This window comes from Paenibacillus sp. J31R34 (assembly GCF_059383715.1).
In genome coordinates, this window is the sequence record NZ_JBXENU010000003.1 from 117,149 (window position 1) to 138,197 (window position 21,049).

The 21,049-nt window shown below is 51.9% G+C and carries 13 protein-coding genes; 12 read left to right on the plus strand and 1 reads right to left on the minus strand.

Going from position 1 to position 21,049, the window contains the following annotated elements; all coding sequences use genetic code 11:
• The first annotated feature begins 48 nt into the window (after positions 1-48).
• The 9 genes from AC50YG_RS09900 (at position 49) to AC50YG_RS09940 (ending at position 15,131) form a co-directional block, all read left to right on the plus strand.
• On the plus strand, positions 49-1,869 hold the full coding sequence (locus tag AC50YG_RS09900; protein ID WP_494826532.1) for a sensor histidine kinase: 1,821 nt from the start codon (positions 49-51) through the stop codon (positions 1,867-1,869).
• Positions 1,862-3,388, plus strand: a complete 1,527-nt coding sequence (locus AC50YG_RS09905) for a response regulator (RefSeq protein WP_494826534.1) — start codon at positions 1,862-1,864, stop codon at positions 3,386-3,388. The genes AC50YG_RS09900 and AC50YG_RS09905 overlap by 8 nt, the downstream gene beginning before the upstream one ends.
• A gap of 127 nt (positions 3,389-3,515) precedes the next feature.
• Complete coding sequence (locus AC50YG_RS09910; protein ID WP_494826535.1) at positions 3,516-4,991, plus strand: ABC transporter substrate-binding protein; 1,476 nt, start codon at positions 3,516-3,518, stop codon at positions 4,989-4,991.
• A 108-nt stretch (positions 4,992-5,099) separates the two neighbouring features.
• Positions 5,100-6,008, plus strand: a complete 909-nt coding sequence (locus tag AC50YG_RS09915; RefSeq protein ID WP_494827153.1) for an ABC transporter permease — start codon at positions 5,100-5,102, stop codon at positions 6,006-6,008.
• Positions 6,009-6,079: 71 nt separating this feature from the next.
• Positions 6,080-6,997: a carbohydrate ABC transporter permease gene (locus AC50YG_RS09920; RefSeq protein ID WP_341282127.1), complete on the plus strand. Its 918-nt coding sequence runs from the start codon at positions 6,080-6,082 to the stop codon at positions 6,995-6,997.
• Positions 6,998-7,024: 27 nt separating this feature from the next.
• Entirely contained in the window at positions 7,025-8,344 is a 1,320-nt protein-coding gene (locus AC50YG_RS09925; protein ID WP_494826537.1) for a glycoside hydrolase family 125 protein, read from the plus strand.
• Complete coding sequence (locus AC50YG_RS09930) at positions 8,341-11,607, plus strand: beta-galactosidase (protein ID WP_494826539.1); 3,267 nt, start codon at positions 8,341-8,343, stop codon at positions 11,605-11,607. The genes AC50YG_RS09925 and AC50YG_RS09930 overlap by 4 nt, the downstream gene beginning before the upstream one ends.
• Entirely contained in the window at positions 11,607-14,381 is a 2,775-nt protein-coding gene (locus tag AC50YG_RS09935) for an alpha-mannosidase (RefSeq protein WP_494826541.1), read from the plus strand. The genes AC50YG_RS09930 and AC50YG_RS09935 overlap by 1 nt, the downstream gene beginning before the upstream one ends.
• A 345-nt stretch (positions 14,382-14,726) precedes the next feature.
• Positions 14,727-15,131, plus strand: a complete 405-nt coding sequence (locus tag AC50YG_RS09940; RefSeq protein ID WP_341282131.1) for a VOC family protein — start codon at positions 14,727-14,729, stop codon at positions 15,129-15,131.
• Between the two features lie 1,008 nt (positions 15,132-16,139).
• Here the strand turns inward: AC50YG_RS09940 and AC50YG_RS09945 are convergent.
• Positions 16,140-17,654 (minus strand): phytoene desaturase family protein, encoded by a 1,515-nt coding sequence (locus AC50YG_RS09945; protein WP_494826543.1) that lies wholly within the window; start codon positions 17,652-17,654, stop codon positions 16,140-16,142.
• A 234-nt stretch (positions 17,655-17,888) separates the two neighbouring features.
• Between AC50YG_RS09945 and AC50YG_RS09950 the strand changes: the two genes are divergently transcribed.
• Genes AC50YG_RS09950 through AC50YG_RS09960 form a run of 3 tightly spaced genes read left to right on the plus strand, consistent with a single transcriptional unit; the run spans position 17,889 to position 21,006 of the window.
• Positions 17,889-19,301 carry an aldehyde dehydrogenase family protein gene (locus AC50YG_RS09950; protein ID WP_494826545.1) on the plus strand — a complete coding sequence of 471 codons (1,413 nt, stop codon included), beginning with the start codon at positions 17,889-17,891 and terminating at the stop codon, positions 19,299-19,301.
• Positions 19,298-20,467: a glycosyltransferase family 2 protein gene (locus AC50YG_RS09955; RefSeq protein WP_494826547.1), complete on the plus strand. Its 1,170-nt coding sequence runs from the start codon at positions 19,298-19,300 to the stop codon at positions 20,465-20,467. Before AC50YG_RS09950 ends, AC50YG_RS09955 begins: the two co-directional genes overlap by 4 nt.
• A gap of 2 nt (positions 20,468-20,469) precedes the next feature.
• Positions 20,470-21,006 carry a glycosyl-4,4'-diaponeurosporenoate acyltransferase CrtO family protein gene (locus AC50YG_RS09960; protein WP_494826549.1) on the plus strand — a complete coding sequence of 179 codons (537 nt, stop codon included), beginning with the start codon at positions 20,470-20,472 and terminating at the stop codon, positions 21,004-21,006.
• Positions 21,007-21,049: the final 43 nt, after the last annotated feature.

Below are 21,049 nucleotides of genomic sequence, written 5' to 3' on the forward strand. Positions count from 1 at the left end.
ATAATGCATGTGCAGGCTCCTAAGTGCTGCGCAAGAAAGGAGCCTTCCATGAAGCTGCAGCGGCTGTACGATCAATACGTCCGAAATAATCTCTTTATGAAAATGATTTTGCTGTTCGTATTGATTACGACGGGCACAATCGTCACCTTTGCTTATTTTATGTATGATTTTATGTCGCAATCGATCGTTCGCAATGAGCTGGAAAATCAGAAAAAAGCGATGGATAGCGTAAACAGCTATATGACCCGCAAATATGATTCCGTCCAGTCCATGATGGTGGATGTATACCGCAATGAGCCGCTATCGCTGAATTTATCTTATTTTTTGCAAAACCCCTTCGATGACTATATGAAATTCAGGCTCGATCAAAATGTGGATGAGGCGAGTGCGAGTCTGCCGAAAGGGCTGGACTATTTTGACAATAAGCTTGAGGACGATCCGGATATCGAAAATTTGCTGCTGTACAGCTCGAATCGGCAGTTTCTATATGTGTATAAGAAAAATCATGTCACGAAGCTGATTTCGTCGAACGCCTCACGTTCCTTTATTCCCGATGCGATGGCACAGGAGGACACCCGCGTATCCGTTCCGAATATTTGGGTGCGGCGCGCCATTGAGCAGACCGATCCTGAGCTGTACGCCTTTCGGCTCCCGATTAATGACAAGCAGACGCTTAAAGGGCTAGGCCAATTGCTCGTCTACTTCAAATCGGAAAATATTACGCAGGTGCTGAAAAATTATGAGGGTCAGCTTAAAGGCTACATCGTCGTACTGAACCCAGCCGGAGAGGTGCTGTTCGATTCCTCGGACACCTATTACGGGCAAGTTTATCCCTATATGGACAAATTGGATACGCTCTATGGAACGGCGATGCTGGAGCAGGAGTCCTATGTCACGACGCTGACGCAAAATCAGGCGGGCTTTATCGTCGTCGGTGTAGCGCCGAAGGCGGAGGTCGCGGCAGCGGCCCACGGGCTGAAGCAGATGATTATGCTGATCAGCGCGCTGTGCATTGCCGTCGTGCTGCTGGTGCCGACGCTCGCCGTCGTCAATTTTGCCAAACGGACGAATAAAATTATTCGCTTCATGCGCAAGGTGGAAAGCGGCGAGCTGACCGCGCGCATCCAGGATGACCGAGGCGACGAGCTGGGGCAAATTTCGCGCAGCTTTAATGATATGCTCGATGAGCTGAGCCGCCATATCGACACGGTATACAAGGCGGAAATCAAGCAGAAGCATACGGAGCTTGCGGCTTTGCAGGCGCGGGTCAATCCGCATTTTCTATACAATACGCTGGAGGTTATTCGCATGCGGGCCGTCTCGCAAGGGGCGAAGGATGTGGGAGAGATGATTTACAGCCTGTCGGTGCTGTTCAAAAGCTTTGTGCAGCCCAAGGGGAGCAATACCTTAAAGGATGAGCTGGAAACGGCGCGCCTTTATTTGGAGCTGTTTCGCATCCGCTATAAGGACAGGCTCTCCTATGCTATCAGCTGTGAGGAAGGGCTTGGCGACAAACAGGTGATGCGGATGGCGCTCCAGCCGCTAATCGAAAATTATGTGGTACATGGCTTGCGGCCCCGCAGCATGGACAACGAAGTTCAAGTGGACGTGCGGCGTAAGTATGAGCGGATTTGGGTGACGATTGCCGATAACGGCAGCGGCATCAGCAGCAAGCAGCTGGAAGAAATTCGGCAAAGGCTGGCACTGCCAGAGGAAGCTGGAGGCGACTCCTTCGGGCTTAGAAGCGTGCATGAGCGGCTGCAATTGCTATACGGAAGCGAATATGGGCTTGATATCGACAGCAAAGAGGGAGATGGGACGACGGTCACGCTGTCCTTTCCCTATGACAAGGAGGCAGAGCATGTATAGAGTATTCATCGTGGATGATGAGCCATTCATTATTGATGGACTATATGACATTATTGACTGGTCGGCCTTTGGCCTGGAAATCGTCGGAAGCGCGGAAAATGGCCAGGAAGCGCTGGCAGCTTTGATGGATTTGCCCGCAGATATATTATTGACCGATATTTCGATGCCGACGATGGATGGGCTCACTCTTATTCGGGAAGCGCGCAAATTCCGCCCGGACCTGAAAGTGATTATTCTAAGCGGCTATAACGAATTTAATTATATAAAAGAGGGTCTGAGGCTTGGCGTCGAAAACTATTTGCTCAAGCCGATTAATCTCGACGAGCTGCAGGAAACGCTCGCGGGCACGATTGACAAGCTGAATGCCAGCAAGGCGGACCGGCTGTTCAGTGAATACGATATTCGTATTTTGCGTGATAATATATTGTACCGCTGGCTGACAGGACGAATTGCGCCCAGTGAGCTGCAGGAGCGAATGGAGCTGCTGCAGCTAAGTCTCGACCGACCGTATGTCGTTACCGCTGTAGTACGTACGGATGAGCCGGCATCACCGGCCTATGAGGCTGCTCAGCGATTGGCTGTGCAAGATTCGTCGATGCTGCCGTTTGTCGATATTGATGGCGATTTGGTCATCGTATTTATGCTCGATGAGCCTGAGGAGGGCAAGCGTGAGGCGATAGAAAAGCTGCGCAGCATGCAGCCGAAGCTGACGAGGCGCGCCATGCGGCTCTCCATCGGCAGCGCCGAGCCAATGGGGGAAGCAGCGCCGCGCAGCTACGCGAATGCGAAGAAAGCGCAGGAATATTTTCTGCTGTATGATGACCCCGAAATATTGGATTACGATTTGCTTGTGCAGGCAGGGCCGCCAGGGACGGCAAATGAGGCTGCTGCACCGCTCGATTGGCCCTCCTTTGCGAGACTGATTAAAGCGAGGGAAATAGAGAAGCTGCATGAAGCGATTGAGGCGGAGTTCGAGCGCTGCCACGCTAGGGAAGGCATTACGCCCGCTTTTATGCAAAGTATGGCCATTGAGCTGATGATTCGCTTCAAGATGGAGCTCAAGGAGATTAAGCAGACCGATCAGCCGGAGCTGTATGAGGCGGGCTTCGCCAAAATTATGCAGCTTGCTTCGATTGACGGTCTGATGGCGGTTGTGAAGGAAGCAGCAGCCCTGACGGTGGAATCGCTGCTGAGGGATGTGAAAAGCCCGGTCATTCAATTGGTGCTGACCGAGGTGCATGAGCATTATGCACAGCCATTGTCGCTTAAGCTGCTGAGCCAGCAATATAATATTCATCCGGTTTACCTCGGCCATCTGTTCCAGAAGGAGACGAATGAAACCTTCACCGAATATATAAATAAATACCGAATCGGCAAAGCACAGCAGCTGTTGAAGGAGACACAGCTCAAGGTGCAGGAAATTGCGGCAACCGTCGGCTACTGGGAGACAGGCTATTTCTACAAACAATTTAAGAAATACGTCGGAATTTCCCCGACTGAATACAAGGGACTACTCTAATCGCAGGATGGAGTAGTTTTTTTCTTTAATTTGTACATCATACCTTTAGTTTGTGGTCTATATGAAAATTGCCGTATCCGTTAATTTAAAACATAGAGTACAGAACATAGATTGGGGAGGAAACAAAATGAGTAACAAGAGAAAAAGATTTATGCCGCTGCTTGCCTTGCTGATGGTAGCATCGCTTGTGCTTGGCGCTTGCGGAAGTAAAAACGAAAGCGGCGGTGAAGCGGGAACAGCCGAGAAGCCGGTTGAGCTCATCTGGTACACCATTGGTACACCGCAAAAAGATGTAGATAAGGTTATGGCTGAAGTGAGCAAATACACGGCTGAAAAAATTGGCGTTACGATTAAAATGAACATGGTGGACTGGGGCGATTACGCTCAGAAGCTGCAAGTTATGACAGCATCCGGTGATCCGGTTGATATTATGTTTACAGCGTCATGGGCGTTCGATTATGTGCAAAATGCAAGAAAAGGCGCTTTCCTGCAAATCGATGATTTGCTGAAGGAAAAAGGCCAAGGCATCGTTAGTGCACTAGACCCAGCTTTCCTTGAAGGCTCCAAGGTCGATGGCCACAACTACGGTATTCCAGCTAATAAAGAATTGCCAGCTCAAGAAGTATGGCGCTTCAATAAACAGCTGCTCGACAAGTACAACCTGGACATGTCCGGCGTATACACGCTGGAAAGCCTAGAGCCGCTGCTGAAAACGATTAAAGAAAACGAACCGGATGTATACGCGCTTGCGGTGGATAAAAACCAAATGCCGTATGTGAAATACGACTACATTATTGAGAAGCTGCCAATGGCGGTTGCGCTGGATACGACAGATTACAAAATCGTAAACGTGCTTGACACGCCTGAGATGAAGCAAATTCTCGGCACGATGCACAAATATTATAAAGCAGGCTACATTCCGACGGAAGCCGCAACAATGGATTCCATGACAGATGCGCAAACGACGGGCAAATGGTTTGCGGACCGTGCGACTTCGCAGCCGTTCGCGGACAATCTGTGGTCGGCGAGCTACGGCTACCCGGTTGTATCGACGCCAGCGAGCGATGCGCTCATTTACAACTGGTCGGTTATGGGCTCGATGCAGGCCATTTCCGCTAACTCCGCTTACCCAGAAAAAGCGATGGAGTTTCTGAACCTGCTTAATACGGACCCTGTTCTGCGCAATATGATCGATTCCGGTATTGAAGATGTGCATTACAAAAAAGTGAGCGACACCGTCATGGAAAATCTCGACGAGTCGAAAAACTACGATATGCCAACCTTCTCGCTCGGCAATCTGATGATTACGTATTTGAATACGACAGACCCGACGAACAAATGGGAAGAATTCAAGAAATTTAATGATGCGGGTACAGTAGCACCGCTGCTGGGTTTCAACTTTGATACATCGAAAGTGACAACAGAAATTGCTTCCGTACAAAACGTTAAAGAAGAGTACTGGGCAGCTCTAATGACCGGTACGGTTGACCCTGAAGTTTATTTGCCGCGTGCCAATGAGAAGTTTAAAGCGGCAGGCCTGGATAAAATTATTGTGGAAGCGCAGCGCCAGCTTGATGAGTGGAGAGCCGCGAACGGCAAGTAAAGCGGAAGGCGTGGGGCGAATGGATCGTATTCGCTTCATGCCTTCTCTCATTAATCCGACTGCGAAGAGGTGAAGAAATTGGGAGCTATAGGACGTTTTTTCAAGGATATGAACAAAAATACCGCCATGCTGCTAATGGTGCTTCCAGCTACAGCGTGGTTTATTCTATTTTCCTACCTGCCGATGGCGGGCATGATTATTGCCTTCAAGGAATACCGCTACAGCCGCGATGGCTTTCTAGCCAGCATTATTGAGAGCAAATGGGTAGGCTTTCAAAACTTCAAATTTCTGTTCAGTACGAATGATGCCTACATCATTACCCGCAATACGGTGCTTTACAATGTCGTGTTTATTGTGCTGGGCCTTGTCATTGCGGTAGCAATGGCGATTATGCTTGCTGAAATTACGAACAAGCGGCTCGCTAAGCTTTATCAAACGGGCATGTTTTTACCTTATTTTCTATCGTGGGTTATCGTGGGCTACTTCGTCTACAGCTTTCTGAGCTTGGACAGAGGGGTGTTCAACCAAATCGCCGAGATGCTGGGCATGGACCCGGTCAACTGGTATTCGAGCCCGGGTTATTGGCCGGTTATGATTGTCGTCGTTTTCCTATGGAAATCGGTCGGCTATAACAGCGTCATCTATTTGGCCGCTATTATGGGGATCGACAAGTCGCTTTATGAAGCGGCGATGATTGACGGGGCCAACAAATGGCAGCAAATTCGCAATGTAACGCTGCCGATGCTGATGCCGCTCATGACGATTCTGACGCTGCTGGCGATCGGGAAAATTTTCTATGCCGATTTTGGTCTCTTCTTCCAAGTACCGCGCGATTCGGGTACGCTCTACAGCGTAACGAACGTTATCGACACTTATGTTTACCGCGGGCTAAAGTCCACGGGTGAGATCGGCATGACAACGGCTGCGGGCTTGTACCAGTCGATTATCGGCTTCATTCTGGTTATTACATCCAATGGCATCGTGCGCAAGTTTAATAAAGACAACGCATTGTTTTAGGATGGATGTCAGCAAGCTTGTTTATTGAATTTTCTAGGAACAGAAGTCCAAAACAAAAGGGGGAAACGGCTGTGTCTGTTGGAACGATTAAGAGCCGTGATTTTCATAAGCTCTCGCCAGCGTGGAATTTTATTTTTCATGCCGTGGCTGGCATTTTTGCCTTGTTATGCGTATTTCCTTTCCTCTTCGTGACGATTATTTCGTTCACGGATGAGGCGACGCTAGCAAGCAATGGTTATCAAATTATTCCGGAAAAATGGAGTGTGGAGGCTTACCGCTATTTATTCAAGGCAGGCGACCAACTGCTCCGCTCCTATGGCGTGACGATTACGATTACAATTGTAGGCACGATTATCGGTGTCGTATGCTCCGCTTTGTTCGCTTATGCGATATCGCGGCGCAACTTTAAGTATCGCAACTTTTTCGCCTTTTTTGCCTTTTTCACGATGCTGTTCAATGGTGGCCTTGTACCTACTTATATCGTTATGACGCAGCTGCTGGGGCTTAAGGATTCCTTATGGGCACTCATTTTGCCGCTAGCAGTTAATGCCTTTTACATTATGATCCTGCGGACGTTTTTCTCGACGATGGTGCCGGATGCCATTATTGAATCAGGCAAAATCGACGGCGCCGGAGAGTTCGGCATCTTCTTCCGCCTCGTACTGCCTTTGTCGCTGCCTGGTCTTGCTACCATTGCCCTGTTCTGTACGCTCGGCTACTGGAATGACTGGTTCAATGCGCTCTTGTATATTGATTCGCCTAATTTGGTGCCGCTGCAATCGATGCTGATGCGGATCGAAAACAGCATGCAATTTATTATGAAAAATTCACAAAACGCTTCGCTAAGCGTAGGCGTTCTGCAATCGATGCCGCAGGATACGTCGCGGATGGCGATGGTTGTGCTGGCAACCGGCCCGATCGTGTTCGCATATCCGTTCTTCCAACGTTATTTCATTCAAGGTCTGACGGTAGGCGCTGTTAAAGAATAAATAATAGTCAAAGGAGCTACACCCACTATGGAACAATTCAGATTGCCAAAAATTCCGCTGCCAGAGCTTGCTCTGCCGCAAGCGGTTCAGCAGGTATTAGAAGAAGCAGAGCAGAAGCTGGCGCACCGCCCGAAGCTGCTTCAGCTGTTCAAAAACTGTTTCCCGAACACACTGGAAACGACGACGAAAAAAATGGACGATGGCACAACCTTTATCATTACAGGAGATATTCCCGCGATGTGGCTGCGCGACTCGGTTGAGCAGGTCATTCATTATGTGCCGCTGGCGAAAAATGATGCAGACTTGCAGCGTGTGATTAGCGGCTTGATCAAGCGCCATATGGCCAACATCCAGATTGATCCTTATGCGAACGCCTTTAATGAATCGGCCAATGATTGGCACTGGAACACGACGGATGAGACGGATATGTCGCCGTGGGTATGGGAGCGCAAGTTTGAGCTGGATTCGATCTGCTTCTCGATGCGCCTTGCTTATGCGTATTGGAAAGAAACGGAGCTGACCGATATTTTTGACTCCGGCTTTAAGGCAGCGATGCGCCGCATCGTGGAGCTTTGGAAAACCGAGCAGCGCCACTTCGAGCTTTCCCCTTACCGTTTTGTAAGGGACAATGGGATTCCTACCGATTCACTGCGCAATAGCGGAATGGGTATGCCGGTAAATTATACCGGAATGATCTGGTCGGGCTTCCGTCCGAGCGATGACGCTTGCGACTTCCATTACAACATTCCAGCAAATATGTTCGCGGTTGTAACGCTGCGGCAGATGAGAGAAATGGCCGAGTGGGTATTCCGCGATATGGATTTTGTGAAGGAGCTTAAGCAGCTTGAAGATGATGTCGAGCATGGCATTCAGCTGTACGGCATTTACCGTCACCCGGAGTTTGGCCCTATTTATGCTTATGAGACGGACGGCTTCGGCAACTATTGCTTGATGGATGATGCAGGAACTCCGGGCTTGCTCTCGATTACTTATTTGGGCTACACGACCGCTGACGATCCGATTTACCAGAATACGCGCAAATTCGCGCTTAGCAAGGAAAATCCTTTTTATTATGAAGGGAAAATCGCCAAAGGCATCGGAAGCCCGCATACGCCGCCAGGCTATATTTGGCATATGGCACTTTCGATGCAGGGCATTACCGCGAATAATGATGAAGAGAAGCTGGCCATGATTGCCCTGCTGGAAGCGACTGATGCCGATACCGGCTTTATGCATGAAGGCTTCCATTCGGATGATCCAGCCATCTTTACGCGAAAATGGTTTGCTTGGTCGAACAGCTTGTTCTCGCAGCTCGTTTATCGGGCGATGAAGGATGGATTGCTATGAGCAAGCAGCATGCCATCATCTTTTATGATCCGTCCTTTCCGATAGCCTCGGAACCTTCTGCCCAATTAGATGGTCTGCTCGCAGGAGCAGGCCGCGTTGTCCGGGCAGACGAGCTTGCGGATGCGCTTGGCGCCGCGAAGGAAGGCTGCTTCATTAATATGCATGCCCCTTATTTTCCAAAACAAGCGTGGAGCGCGATTATCGGCTATTTACGGCGCGGCGGCAGCTTGATTAGCTTGGGCGGCGCGCCGTTCAAGCGCCCTGTTCGCCGCAGCGAAACAGGCGAGTGGCAGGTGGAGTCGGAGCAGACAGCCTATCACCGCGAGCTTCATATTCATGAAATGCTGCCAGTCGCCGCTGCTCCGGTAGCTGCGCTTGCAGCAGCAGAGGATCTTCCGCTGCTGGCAGGCAAGGAAGCGCTGTTTAGCGTGACGCCAACCTGGAATCTTGTGCCGCATGTAACAAAAAGCAGCGATTTGCCGCATCAAATGGGCTCTGCCGGCCCAATGGATGCCCATATCTACCCGCTGCTGAAGGGGATTTCTTCCAAGGGGCGCGAAGTAGCTGCGCCTGTCGTACTTTGGGAAAATACGAAGGGGATTTTCGCAGGCGCGCGCTGGATGTTCGTTAACCAGCCGCTGACGAAGGCGTTCTGGCTGGAAGGCGGAGCAGCTGAGCTAGGGCGCTGGGCAGCTTTTTGTGCCGCTGGCGTAACGGAGCTGTGGCTGAAGCCGAACTATGCTTCCTTTGAGCCGGGCGAGCGGGCTATGCTGACGCTGCAGGTGCAGCAGCTTCGCCAAGAGCTTGCAGGTGGATGTGAGTCATCTGCTTATGAGCGTGCAGAGCAGGAAGCTGCTGTCGATGGACAGGCCGACCTGTACACGGCGGCGGAGTGGGATTTTGCTATAACGGTTGAGCATGAAAACTCGCAGCAGAAATGGACTTGTAGCCTGCAGCAGAAGGCGGGCAAGCAGCAGCAGATTCTAAGGCTGCCCGTGCCTCTTGAGCTGCAAAGCGGCTACTATAAGGTCGTATGCCGAGCGGAATCGACGTCGGGCGAGGTGCGTATTTTGCGCCAAGGCTTCTGGGGCTTTGATCAGGAGCTGCTCACAGAGGGAAGCCCGGTGACGAGCGGACGGGATTATTTTCAGAAGGACGGGCGTCCGCTGCCTGTTGTTGGCATGACGTATATGACGTCGGATGTGGCACGGAAGTTTCTGTTTCTGCCGAATGCTTCGGTATGGGACCGTGACATGGCGCAAATGCGCAAAGCCGGCATCAACTGGATTCGTACAGGCATTTGGACGGCATACCGCAATGTGATGCAGGTTGACGGCCATGTGTCCGAGGAGGCGCTGCGTTCGATCGATGCTTTTCTGCTGACGGCGAAGCGTCACGATTTGCAGGTGACCTTTACGTTCTTCTCCTTTACGCCGGAAACATGGGAAGGGCTAAACCCTTATCTTGATCCGCGCAGCGTAGAGGCCCAGAAGCGTTTCGTGCGCGCTATCGTTTCCCGCCACAAGCAGACGATGAATGTCGACTGGGATTTGATCAATGAGCCATCGATGTTTGATCCGCTGCGGATTTTCTCGAATGGGCCTCGTTCGGCGCGCGACCCTTTTGAACAGAAGGCGTATACCGCATGGCTGAAACAGCGCCACGGATCGCTTGAGCGGCTTCAAGAGCTGTGGAATATGTCACCGGAGCAGCTGCCAAGCTATGAAGCGGCTGTGCCGCCGGAGCCAGAAGAAATCAACTTCGATGTGCAGGACATGCACCAGGGGAAAAATGGCACGCGCTGGCTCGATTATGTGCTGTTCTCGATGGATATGCACAATCGCTGGGCGAAGCAGCTGTATGAGGCGATTAAAGACGAATGTCCAGACCATATGGTAACGGTCGGTCAGGATGAGGCGCTTGGCGCACAGCGTCCTTCGCCGTTTTTCTACGAGGAAGCCGCTGATTATACAACGGTTCACTCCTGGTGGCTGAACGACAATCTCGTATGGGACAGCTTGTTTGCCAAAACAGCAAACAAACCGAATGTCGTGCAGGAAACCGGCATTATGTATGTGGAGACGCCAGATGGCAGAGCGAAGCGCTCGGAAACGGAGCTTCACAGCTTGCTGGAGCGCAAATATGCGTATGCTTTTGCGACAGGCGGCGCAGGTGCCGTGCAGTGGATCTGGAATACAAACTTCTATATGGACAATGCCAATGAATCTCATATCGGCGCACTGCGGGCGGATGGAACGGAAAAACCGGAAGCGGATGTATCGTATGATTTTGGCAGCTTTATGGAGCAAATCCGAGATTTATTCGAGGATCGCAAGCTGGAGGATACGGCGGTATTGTTCCCGTATTCCAACGACTTCTCCAATCGTAAGTTGGCGTTTGATGCGACAACACGAGCCACGCGGGTGCTTGCTTATGAGCTGAATACGCCATTCCGCGGCGCTTCGGAATATCATTTGCAGGAGCTGGAGGCGAATCCGCCGAAGCTTCTCATTGTGCCAAGTGCGCATAACTGGGATGATGCGGCCTTTGGTCGTCTTATTGCACTTGTAGAGCGGGCGGGCGTTACGTTATTATGGATGGGACCGATTGGCCTAGACGCTTACTGGAAAGCGAGCGATCGCTGCTCGGAGCTGCTCGGCCAGCTTGAGCTCCGCAACGTGCAGCGCGAGGAACAGCTGCGCATTGGCGAAGCCACTTTCCCTGTATCTTACGGCAATCGCCGCATAGCTGAGGTATGGAAAGAGGTTCTAATTGGCGGCGCTGCTGCGAGTGAAGCGGCTGCCAGTGCTGCTACCGCTGTTCACCGAGCAGCAAGCGCTGGCGACGAGCTCGTTGAGCTGGCTGTAGGCAAAGGACGCCTGTTATGGAGTCCGCTGCCGCTGGAGCTGAACGAGCGTACGGAGCCGATTAAGGAGCTGTATCGCTATGCGCTTGCCTCGGCCGGCTGCGAGCAGGAGCTGAATTGGCTGCAAGGCGGCCAGCTGCCTGGCGTTTATGGGCGTAAGCTTACATTTAAGAGCGGCGCGCTGTTCGTATTCGTATCCGAATCCGGATTCGATGCCAACATTGAAGTACAAGACCCGGCGACGGGAGGGCGGTACGCTTTTTCACTGGAAAAGGAACGTTCTGTGCTGTTCGCAACGGATGCAAGCGGGAAGCTGCTGGCTGTCTATCGCCCGCATCAAGTAGAGGTAGCGGTTTCGCTGCCCAATCAACATGAAGAAAGAAGAGGTGCGCAGTAATGGCTTCTAAAAGAAAAGCCCACATTATTTCCCACACACATTGGGATCGCGAATGGTATTTGCCGTATGAGAAGCATCATGTGCTCCTTGTGAAGCTAATGGATACGCTGCTTCATACGCTGGATACGGACCCCGATTTCAAAAGCTTTTATTTGGACGGCCAGACGATCATTCTCGAGGATTATTTGCAGGTACGCCCGGAAAATCGGGAACGCCTTGAAAAATATATTAAAGAAGGACGTATTCCGATCGGCCCTTGGTACATTTTGCAGGATGCCTTCCTGACGAGCAGCGAAGCGAATTTGCGCAATTTGCAGCTGGGACATCAGGATGCGAGCCGTTACGGCATCATAGCCAAGGTCGGCTACTTCCCGGATACCTTCGGCAACATCGGGCAGGCGCCGCAAATTTTGCGTCAAGCCGGCATTGATAATGCGGTATTTGGCAGAGGCGTGAAGCCGACTGGCTTTAACAATACGGTAGCAGATTCTAACTATGAATCCTCGTTCTCCGAGCTGCAATGGGAAGGTCCTGACGGCTCGCGCGTGCTGGGCATTCTTTTTGCCAACTGGTATTGCAACGGCATGGAAGTTCCGGTAGATGAGCAAGAGGCGAAAATCTATTGGGACAAAAAGCTGGAGGAAGCCGAGAAGTATGCGGCTACTGGCGAGCTGCTGTTCATGAACGGCTGTGATCATCAGCCTATCCAGCAGGATTTGTCTGCGGCGCTGGCGACAGCAAGAAAGCTGTACCCGGATACGGATTTTATCCACTCCAACTTTGAAGATTATTTGGCAGCGGTAAACAGCGGACTTGACCGCGAGCTTTCGGTCGTGAAGGGCGAGCTGCGCAGCCAACGTACGGATGGCTGGTCTACGCTTGTGAACACGGCTTCGGCTCGTGTTTATTTGAAGCAAATGAATCAGCTTGGCCAAGCGATGCTCGAGAAGGTAGCCGAGCCGCTTGCGACCATTGCGCACAAGCTTGGACAGGAATACCCGCATCATCTGTTTACTTATGCATGGAAGACATTGATGCAAAACCATCCGCATGACAGCATTTGCGGCTGCAGTGTGGATGAGGTTCACCGCGAGATGGTCACTCGTTTTGACAAGAGCCGCCATGTGGCAGAGACAATTGTAGCGGATAGCACGCAGGCGATTGCCGAAGCGGTGGATACATCGGTATTCGCTTCGTACGGCCAAGCAGCGCTGCCGTTCGTTGTTTATAACACGACAGGCTGGAATCGCAGCGGCGTTGTTGAAATTGAGCTTGATGTTGAGCGTCTGTACTTCCGTGAAGGCTTGCCGCTTCCAGAGGTTAATCGCCGGATGAATGCCGTAGATATTTCGGGCAGAGTGCTTGTAGATCATAACGGCGCAGCGGTTGCTTGCTCTGTAGAGGATTTGGGGCTGCAATTTGGCTACGACTTGCCTGATGACAAGTTCCGCCAGCCTTATATGTGCCGCCGAGTTAAGCTGACGTTTGATGCGGTGAACGTGCCAGCGCTTGGACTGTCGTCCTATGCATGGGTTCGTAATGGTGCTGGAGCAGATGCAGCGTTGGCTGGCGAAGCGACTGCGAGTTCAGCGAATCAGCTTGCGGATTCGGCCGTGTTGGAAAATGAATGGCTGCATGTCTCCATTGGAGAAGATGGCTCGTTCGATTTGACGGACAAGCACAGCGGTCAAGTGTATCGTGGTTTGGGCGTCTATGAGAACACAGGCGACATTGGCAACGAATATATGTACAAGCAGCCGGATGGCGAGCAGGCGCTTACGACGCAAGGCTTGAAAGCCGCGATTCGTCTGGTGGAGCAAAACGCTTACCGTACAGCTTTTGAAATCGTCCATGAATGGGCGGTTCCGGCATCGGCGGATGAAACGTTTGAGATTGAGAAGCAGGAGGCTGTTTATTACCCTGAGCGTAAAGCGCAGCGTGCTTCCGACATGGTGCCTTTGACGATTAAGACGGTTATAGCACTTTCCAGCAGCTCCAGAAGTCTGGACTGGCAAGCTTCGTTTAACAATCAGGCGAAGGATCATCGCGTGCGCGTGCTGTTCCCGACGGATGTAGAGACGGCGGTTCATCATGTGGATTCGATTTTTGAAGTTGCTGTGCGTGACAATGAGCCTTCGGCAGAGTGGGAAAACCCGAGCAATACCCAGCATCAGCAAGCTTTTGTTGATGTGAGCGGCGAGCAGGGCGGACTGGTTGTAGCGAACCTTGGCTTGAACGAATACGAGGTGCTGCGCGATGGCCGCAATACGATTGCCGTTACGCTGCTTCGTTCGGTGTCCGAGCTTGGCGACTGGGGCGTATTCCCGACTCCAGAAGCACAATGTCTAGGCGAGCAAAGCTTCCGGTTGTCGATTATTCCGCATAACGGCGATGGTGCTTCATCAGGTGCTTATGCGCAGGCGTATCAGTTCCAAGTGCCTTGGACGGCGAGCCAGACTGCGGTTCATGCAGGCGTGCTTGCACCAGTTGGCGGATTGTTTGCTTGGGAAGGCGACAGCATTGCATTCTCCTCGCTGAAAGTAAGCCAGCAGTCCGGCGATGCTGTACTGCGCTGGTTTAATATGAAGCAGCAGGCGGCAGAGCTTAGCTTGTCGAATGTTGGCTTTGGTGGCGGTAACGCTGATGCGTTCAAGCAGCTGTATAAGAGCGATGTGCTGGAGCGCGTGGGGGAAGCGATTGAAGTGAGTGCGGAGCAGGGAGCGGCTTTGGCGGTTGGTCCTTGTGAGATTGTGACGGTGGGGTTTAAGCTGTAGGAAAATAAATAATAAATTGTGATAAAAAAGGATTAGAAGGAAGGCCCTTATGCCGGTAGTGTGGAGGCATAAGGGTCTTTTTATGCTGTTTTGAGAAAACTAGCAGTTTGACTGAGCTTTTTCGGGAAAAATGAGATAGGTGAACAACCACCCTCAATAAAGTTCGGTCCTATCACTCTTTTCCTTTGGTTTCTTCATAAAACACTACTGACATACTGTTGTCAGTAGTGTTTTTGTATAGTCGGAGTAATTAATCGTAAAGGAGCAGGAGTAAATGCGAAGCATTTTTGGTCCAAAATGATATATACGGTATTGTATCACTTATTGTAGGAAGGATGGTATCTCGTGAATTTTGCTTCTGTACGCATCATTACTGATGACGTGGATCGTCTCGTCGAGTTCTATGAGAAAATCACGGGTGTTTCGGCGGAACGCCCTGCGCCTGTCTTTGCCGAACTCGTTATGCCATCGTGCACCCTGGCGATCGGCCACTCCCAAACGGTGCAACTGTTCGGCGCTGGTTCCGCTGTGGCGGCCAACAATCACACTGTCATCATCGAGTTCCACGTCCACAATGTCGATGCCGAATACGAGCGCTTGAAGCCGTTTGTCGATGAGTGGGTAAAGGAACCTACCACAATGCCGTGGGGGAATCGTGCTGTGCTGTTTCGCGATCCTGACGGCAATCTTGTTAACCTCTTCACGCCGGTGACCGAGGAAGCAATCAAACGGTTCAGTGGTAGGCCTTGAAGGACAGTTGAAGTGAGTGAGGCGAATTTCGTAATTCGTAATTTTACTAACTGCTGAAAGAGACCATAGCGACGAGCTATGGTCTCTTCATTTTGTCTAGGTACTTCATAATTTTAGAGGAATGGATCTATTTCGCGATCTTCGCTGATGCTGGTAGCCTATTTGTAATTGCGCTATCCTTACCAGTTAATTCAATAACGTGTGAATTACTCAACAGTAATCTTTAATCAATGAAATTTTTCCTTTCTTAATTTTGAATTTTGACTTTCCTTTTAATTGCAGCGTATCCGCTCCAACCTCAACTTTGTCATTTATATCGTGGTGGTTTAACCATAATCGTCTCCTCTCCTTCACAGATTGTGCATAGGCAGATAGATTGGTGACGTTCAAAGTTGCATTCCTCCGCTAGTTGTCGATTTTGCTGTTGTAACTCCCCGCATAGCGTTCTGTCGTTTAGCCAAAGGCAGGTATCACTTAAAGCGGAAATTTAGCAGAGCAAGTAGAATAGATTCCTCCCGAAAAAAAGGTATCGCCCCAGAAATTTTCACTAGGTCAATACCTTATTTGTATATTAATTTAATGCTCGTGCAGCTTGACGATCCGAGGTTAACGAAAAAGAGAATATCTCTGACTTTGAGGCAGTATGGATAGGAGGTGCTCGCGCTTTTGGCGGACTGACGTTCCGCTAACGAAGCGTTTTTGCCCATTTTGGCAGGTGAGCGGACTGGAAATCGCTTATTTCCTTAATCATCGCGATAAAAAGGCGATTCGGGAGCCCTTAGCGGATTCTGTGTCCGCCAGCCTCTCCAATCACGACATTTGGAGGAAATAACGACTGCTGTGTCCGCGAAAGTTCAGCCGGCCCCTTTTAGCCAATACGCTATTAAAATCGAAGCTGATCCGTTTAGCATAAACCCCTCACGCGTTCCCTTCGCCCCTCGTTTGCGAGGTTCGAAGGTTAACTCTAACTCTAACTCTAACTCTAACTCTAACTCTAAAACTAAAATCCTACCCAGCTGTTGTCCTGCCCCCAGAGCGGCTATCCGCCCGCTCTTTAATCAGGTCAGCCGTCAACTGACCCGACAACGTAACCATCGGCACGCCGCCGCCGGGATGGGTAGAGCCGCCGACAAAATACAAGTTGTCCAGCAGCTCGCTTTTGCTCGGAATTTTGAAGCCGCCGTTCAGCTTGCGGTCGGTGACAACGCCATAGATGGAGCCGCCGTTGGCTCCATAAAGCTGCTCCAGATCATTAGGCGTAAAGCTGTATTCGAACGTAATGTGCGAGCGCAGGTCATCCAGTCCCATTCGCTCCAGCTTATCCAGCACCAGCTCGCGATATGTCTCTTTGTAAATGTCCCAGTCCTCGCCGGGCTTAAGCGGGGGAACATGGGTCAGCACGAATAAATTTTGCTGTCCTTCAGGTGCCTGCGTCGAGTCGGAAATGCTGGACACTCCAATGTAGACGGTCGGATCAGGCGATGGAATGCCAGAGACGAACACATCCTGGAACTCCCGCTCTGGATTGCGCGAGAACAGGAAATTGTGATGGCGAAGCTGATCATAGGTTTTGTCGATACCGAGCAGCAGCACAAGGCCGGATACGGTAGGAGCATATTTCCTCATGCCGCCTGCCGCCGCGGCAGCGCCGGGATGGTGGCCGAGCAGCTTGCGATGGGTCGGAATGGCTTCCAAGTTCGAAACGATGAGATCGGCGTTGAGCACGGTGCCATCCGCAAGTGTAACGCCCGTTGCCGCCTTACCCAGTGTATTGATCGCTGCGACAGGCGTGTTCGTCCGAACCTCCGCGCCAAGCTCGCCCAGCAGCTTCAGCATGCCAAGCGCAATATTGTACATGCCGCCCTTGACGTAATAAATGCCTAGACCAAGCTGCACATGGATGAGCTGAGAAAGCACCGCTGGAGCTGCATAGGGCGAGGACCCAATATACATAATGAAAAAATCAAACAGCTGGCGCAATCGCTTATCCTTGAAAAAGCGGCTCGTGCTCTGATGCATCGTGCGAAGCGGGTCCATAGCCAGCAGCTCCTTCATGCTGTGCTGCCCCCGCAAATCCTGCAAGCCGCTGAGGCTTTTGCCATACACGCTTTTCATGCTGAGCTCATACATTTGCTGGCAGTATTGCAAATAAGCCAGAAAACCCTTGGCATCCTCACGCGATACGCTGCTGAGCTGCTCCAGCATCATCGGCAGATCTCCGGTCACGTCGAGCTGCGATCCATCCTCGAAAAAAGTCCGCCACTGCGGCTCAACCCGCTCCAGCGTCATATAGTCCTCCAGCCGTCTTCCTGCACTAGCGAACAGCTGCTCCAGCACCCAAGGCATCGTCAAAATGGACGGGCCCGTATCAAAATGAAAGCCTTCGCCCGAGCGGATGTTCAGCTTGCCGCCAACGCGCTCCTGCTGCTCCAGGACGGTGACGCGATTGCCGTCAACCGTTAGTCTGATGGCGGCCGACAGGCCACCTAAGCCTCCGCCAATTACTACGATTTTTTTACTCATCGATCGTTTCTGCCTCCCTTTTTACTAAAGCCAAACGTAATTTTTTTAAAAAAATAGTTATATAAACGAAAAAGATGTTTTATAATATACCGTAGGGTTAATTAATGATTAGATAGCTATAAATCTAGCAGGTGAGGGCCTGTATTTAAGGTGTTGCCCATTATTGGCGAATTAAAACCTGCTAGGCTCATTTTCCAATGGTATAAAGGCGGCTCCTGCTGGAGGGATGGAAGGATGAAGGAAATGTTCGCTGCCCGCGCTGCTGCTTCGAGCTGGAGGGAGCTGCCTGTGCAGGGCAGAATTCGGCATATCCGTTCGGTGCGCCAGCTGCTCGTCCGTGATTTGGACGAGTGGATTGCGCTGCTGGGCCAAGAGGCTGGCAAGACGCCAATGGATGCGCTGACGACGGATTTGCTCACTGTCATTCAAGCTATTTCTTATTATGAAAAAAATACGGCGAAGCTGCTGCGTTCCCGCCGCGTTCGCACACCGCTCTGGCTCGCTGGCTCCTCCTCGCATATTACATACGAGCCTTGCGGCGTTGCGGCCATCATTGCGCCGTGGAATTTTCCGCTTCAATTAACGCTCATTCCTGCACTTGCGGCAGCTGCGGTAGGCAATACGGTGCTGCTCAAGCCATCGGAGAAGCTGCCGCTGCTGAGCAAGCGTATCGCTGCTCTAATCGAGGAGGCTGAATTTCCAGCAGGTGTCATTCAACTGATTGAAGGCGGGAAGAGGGAAGCCGAGCGCTTAATTGATGCACGTCCTGACAAGCTCTGGTTTACCGGAAGCGAGGCGGCCGGGCGCAGCGTGCTGGCGCGGGCAGGGGCGCTGCTCATTCCTTGCGTGCTGGAGCTTGGCGGCAAGGACCCGCTGATTGTGTGTGCGGATGCCCATGTAGAGCGGGCTGCTCGCGCGGCAGTATGGGGTGCTTTTTTACACAGCGGCCAAGTATGTATTAGTGTGGAACGGGTTTACGTACACGAAAGTGTTTATGCGTCTTTTCTGGCTGCGGTCGTCGCTTATACGCAGGAGCTCAGGCAGGCCGAAGGCGGTTCCTGGTCAGAGCTAGGCGCATTAGGCACGGAAGAAGGCTGGTTTAAAGTGAAACGCCTGCTGGACGATGCTGTAGCCAAAGGCGCCAGCATCGCCGCAGGAGGGCTGCTGCCCGGAGCGGAGCCGCCGCTGTTTCCGCCGACGGTACTGACCGGAGTGACGGAGGAGATGCAGCTTATGCAGGAGGAAATTTTCGGCCCGCTGCTGCCCGTTATGGCCTTTCAGTCAGAGGCGGAAGTCATTCGGCTGTCTAATGCTTCGCCTTATGGGCTTAGCGCAAGCATTTTTACCGCGAATCGGAAAAAGGGGCTTGCGCTGGCAGCTCAGCTGGAAACGGGAAGCTGCTCCATAAATGATGTTGTACGTCATATTGGCAACATGCACCTGCCTTTTGGCGGGGTGAAGGCGAGCGGCTTCGGCCGTGCGCATGGCGAAGAAGGGCTGCGCGCCTTTTGCCGCTCGAAGTCGATCATGGTGAATGCTGGACGCAGAAGCTCGCAAATCAATTGGTTTCCTTATCGGGAGCAGGCTTTCAGCGGGCTAAAGCAGGCCATTGGCTATATGTACGGGAGAAAGAAGGGGAAGCGATGAGCCTCTCGATGATTTGGGCCGTTTTTGGCTGGTTATGCGGGTGGCTGCTGCAAAATCGGGTAAGCCGGCTGCCGGAATGGGACGTTCTAGACGAGCCTGAATGGGCTGGGGCAAAGGGTGCCCATGGAGCGAGCATGAAAAATAACGCTGCTCCGATTTCTCTCTCCGTCATTATTCCTGCGCGCAATGAAGCTGCTAATATTGGCAAGCTGCTGCATTCCTTAGGACAGCAGAAGCTGCCGGGTGTGGAAGTTATCGTTGTCGATGATGGCTCAGAGGATGCAACGGCAAGCCTTGCTGCCGCGAATGGCGCTACTGTCATTAGGGCTGAGAAGCTGCCGGAGGGCTGGGTCGGCAAAAGCTGGGCCTGCTGGACGGGCGCCAAATCGGCACATGGCGAGCTGCTGGTTTTTCTGGATGCTGATGTGGAGCTGGAAAATGATGCTCTGCAGCTGCTAGCCGCTAGCCAGAAGGAGGCCGGTGGCCTCGTATCGGTGCAGCCTTACCACCGTATGGAGCGAGCTTACGAGCAGCTGTCAGCTTTCTTTAATCTTATCGTCGTCGCTTCAGTTGGCGACGGCGACAGCCGGGCTGGGGCGTTTGGGCCTTGCCTCATATGCCGCCGGGATGACTATTTTCGCATCGGCGGGCATGAGGCTGTGCGCGGCAAAGTATTGGAGCATTTCGAGCTGGGACGAGCTTTTAGCTCCGATCAAATGCCGGTGTCCAATTTTATGGGTTATGGCCGAATTGCCTTTCGCATGTATCCGGACGGTTTGAGCAGCATGTTCCGGGGCTGGAGCAAAAGCTTCGCAGCAGGCGCTGCATCGACCGCACCTTTCGTAGCTTGTGCCGTATCGCTCTGGCTGGCCGGAGCCGTATCAGCTGTATCCCTTATGCTTTCTTCGCTTGCGGGACAGGTTGAAGCGGATTATTGGCTGTTGAGTATAGGCATCGCAAGCTATGCGGCGTATAGCTTGCAGCTGGCGCTGTGGCTGCGCAATGTGGGGAGCTTTAAGTGGTGGACAGCGCTGCTGTACCCTCTTCCACTCGGTTTGTTTATGCTATTTTTCGTCTATTCGCTGTTCTCGACCTTTATTAGGCGGAAGGTGGCTTGGAGAGGGCGAGTCGTATCCATCGGCAGACGGGAACGAGGCAAGCTATGAGCATGCAGGCATTGCAACCGCTGGCTGTCCTCGCTCTGAATATAGGCGGATGGCTGATCGTTCATCTCGGTGTTTCCTATTTGCTCGCGAGCCTGCCGCAGCGCTGGTTTGCAGTTGCAGGCGGGCGAAGCCTTGAAACGGGGCGCAGCAGCAAAGGGAAGTGGCGCTTCGAGCGAGGAACAAGGCCGAAGCAGCCTGGTAAAAGCGGCGAGGAGCGCTTTCACGAGCAGGTGCTCTTCATCCGTGTCTGGAAGGATCGCATGCCGGATGGCAGCTTTTTAGTCCGCAAGGGATTCCAGAAAAAAAGGCTTGCTCGTCGAGGCAAGGCCTATTACCAGGAGTACCATGGGGAAACGCTTAGAGGGGAATGGGCGCATTGGCTGTCCATCGTGCCTGCTCCGTTATTTTTCATCTGGAACGAGCCGTTGTATGGCTATTTAATGGTAGGCTACGCGCTGGCGGCCAATTTGCCGTTTATAGCGATTTTGCGATATAACCGGCTGCGGCTCAGGCGAATTTGCATGGGCGAGCGCCTATGAGGGGCATATAGAGAAAGCTGATTCTAGCATGGGAAGGAAGAGA

What these genes read in the sequence shown, in the direction of transcription:
- AC50YG_RS09900 (WP_494826532.1), top strand. Translation starts at nt 49, where the DNA reads ATGAAGCTGCAGCGGCTGTACGATCAATACGTCCGAAATAATCTCTTT.
- AC50YG_RS09905 (WP_494826534.1), top strand. Translation starts at nt 1,862, where the DNA reads ATGTATAGAGTATTCATCGTGGATGATGAGCCATTCATTATTGATGGA.
- AC50YG_RS09910 (WP_494826535.1), top strand. Translation starts at nt 3,516, where the DNA reads ATGAGTAACAAGAGAAAAAGATTTATGCCGCTGCTTGCCTTGCTGATG.
- AC50YG_RS09915 (WP_494827153.1), top strand. Translation starts at nt 5,100, where the DNA reads ATGAACAAAAATACCGCCATGCTGCTAATGGTGCTTCCAGCTACAGCG.
- AC50YG_RS09925 (WP_494826537.1), top strand. Translation starts at nt 7,025, where the DNA reads ATGGAACAATTCAGATTGCCAAAAATTCCGCTGCCAGAGCTTGCTCTG.
- AC50YG_RS09930 (WP_494826539.1), top strand. Translation starts at nt 8,341, where the DNA reads ATGAGCAAGCAGCATGCCATCATCTTTTATGATCCGTCCTTTCCGATA.
- AC50YG_RS09935 (WP_494826541.1), top strand. Translation starts at nt 11,607, where the DNA reads ATGGCTTCTAAAAGAAAAGCCCACATTATTTCCCACACACATTGGGAT.
- AC50YG_RS09945 (WP_494826543.1), bottom strand. Translation starts at nt 17,654, where the DNA reads ATGAGTAAAAAAATCGTAGTAATTGGCGGAGGCTTAGGTGGCCTGTCG.
- AC50YG_RS09950 (WP_494826545.1), top strand. Translation starts at nt 17,889, where the DNA reads ATGAAGGAAATGTTCGCTGCCCGCGCTGCTGCTTCGAGCTGGAGGGAG.
- AC50YG_RS09955 (WP_494826547.1), top strand. Translation starts at nt 19,298, where the DNA reads ATGAGCCTCTCGATGATTTGGGCCGTTTTTGGCTGGTTATGCGGGTGG.
- AC50YG_RS09960 (WP_494826549.1), top strand. Translation starts at nt 20,470, where the DNA reads ATGCAGGCATTGCAACCGCTGGCTGTCCTCGCTCTGAATATAGGCGGA.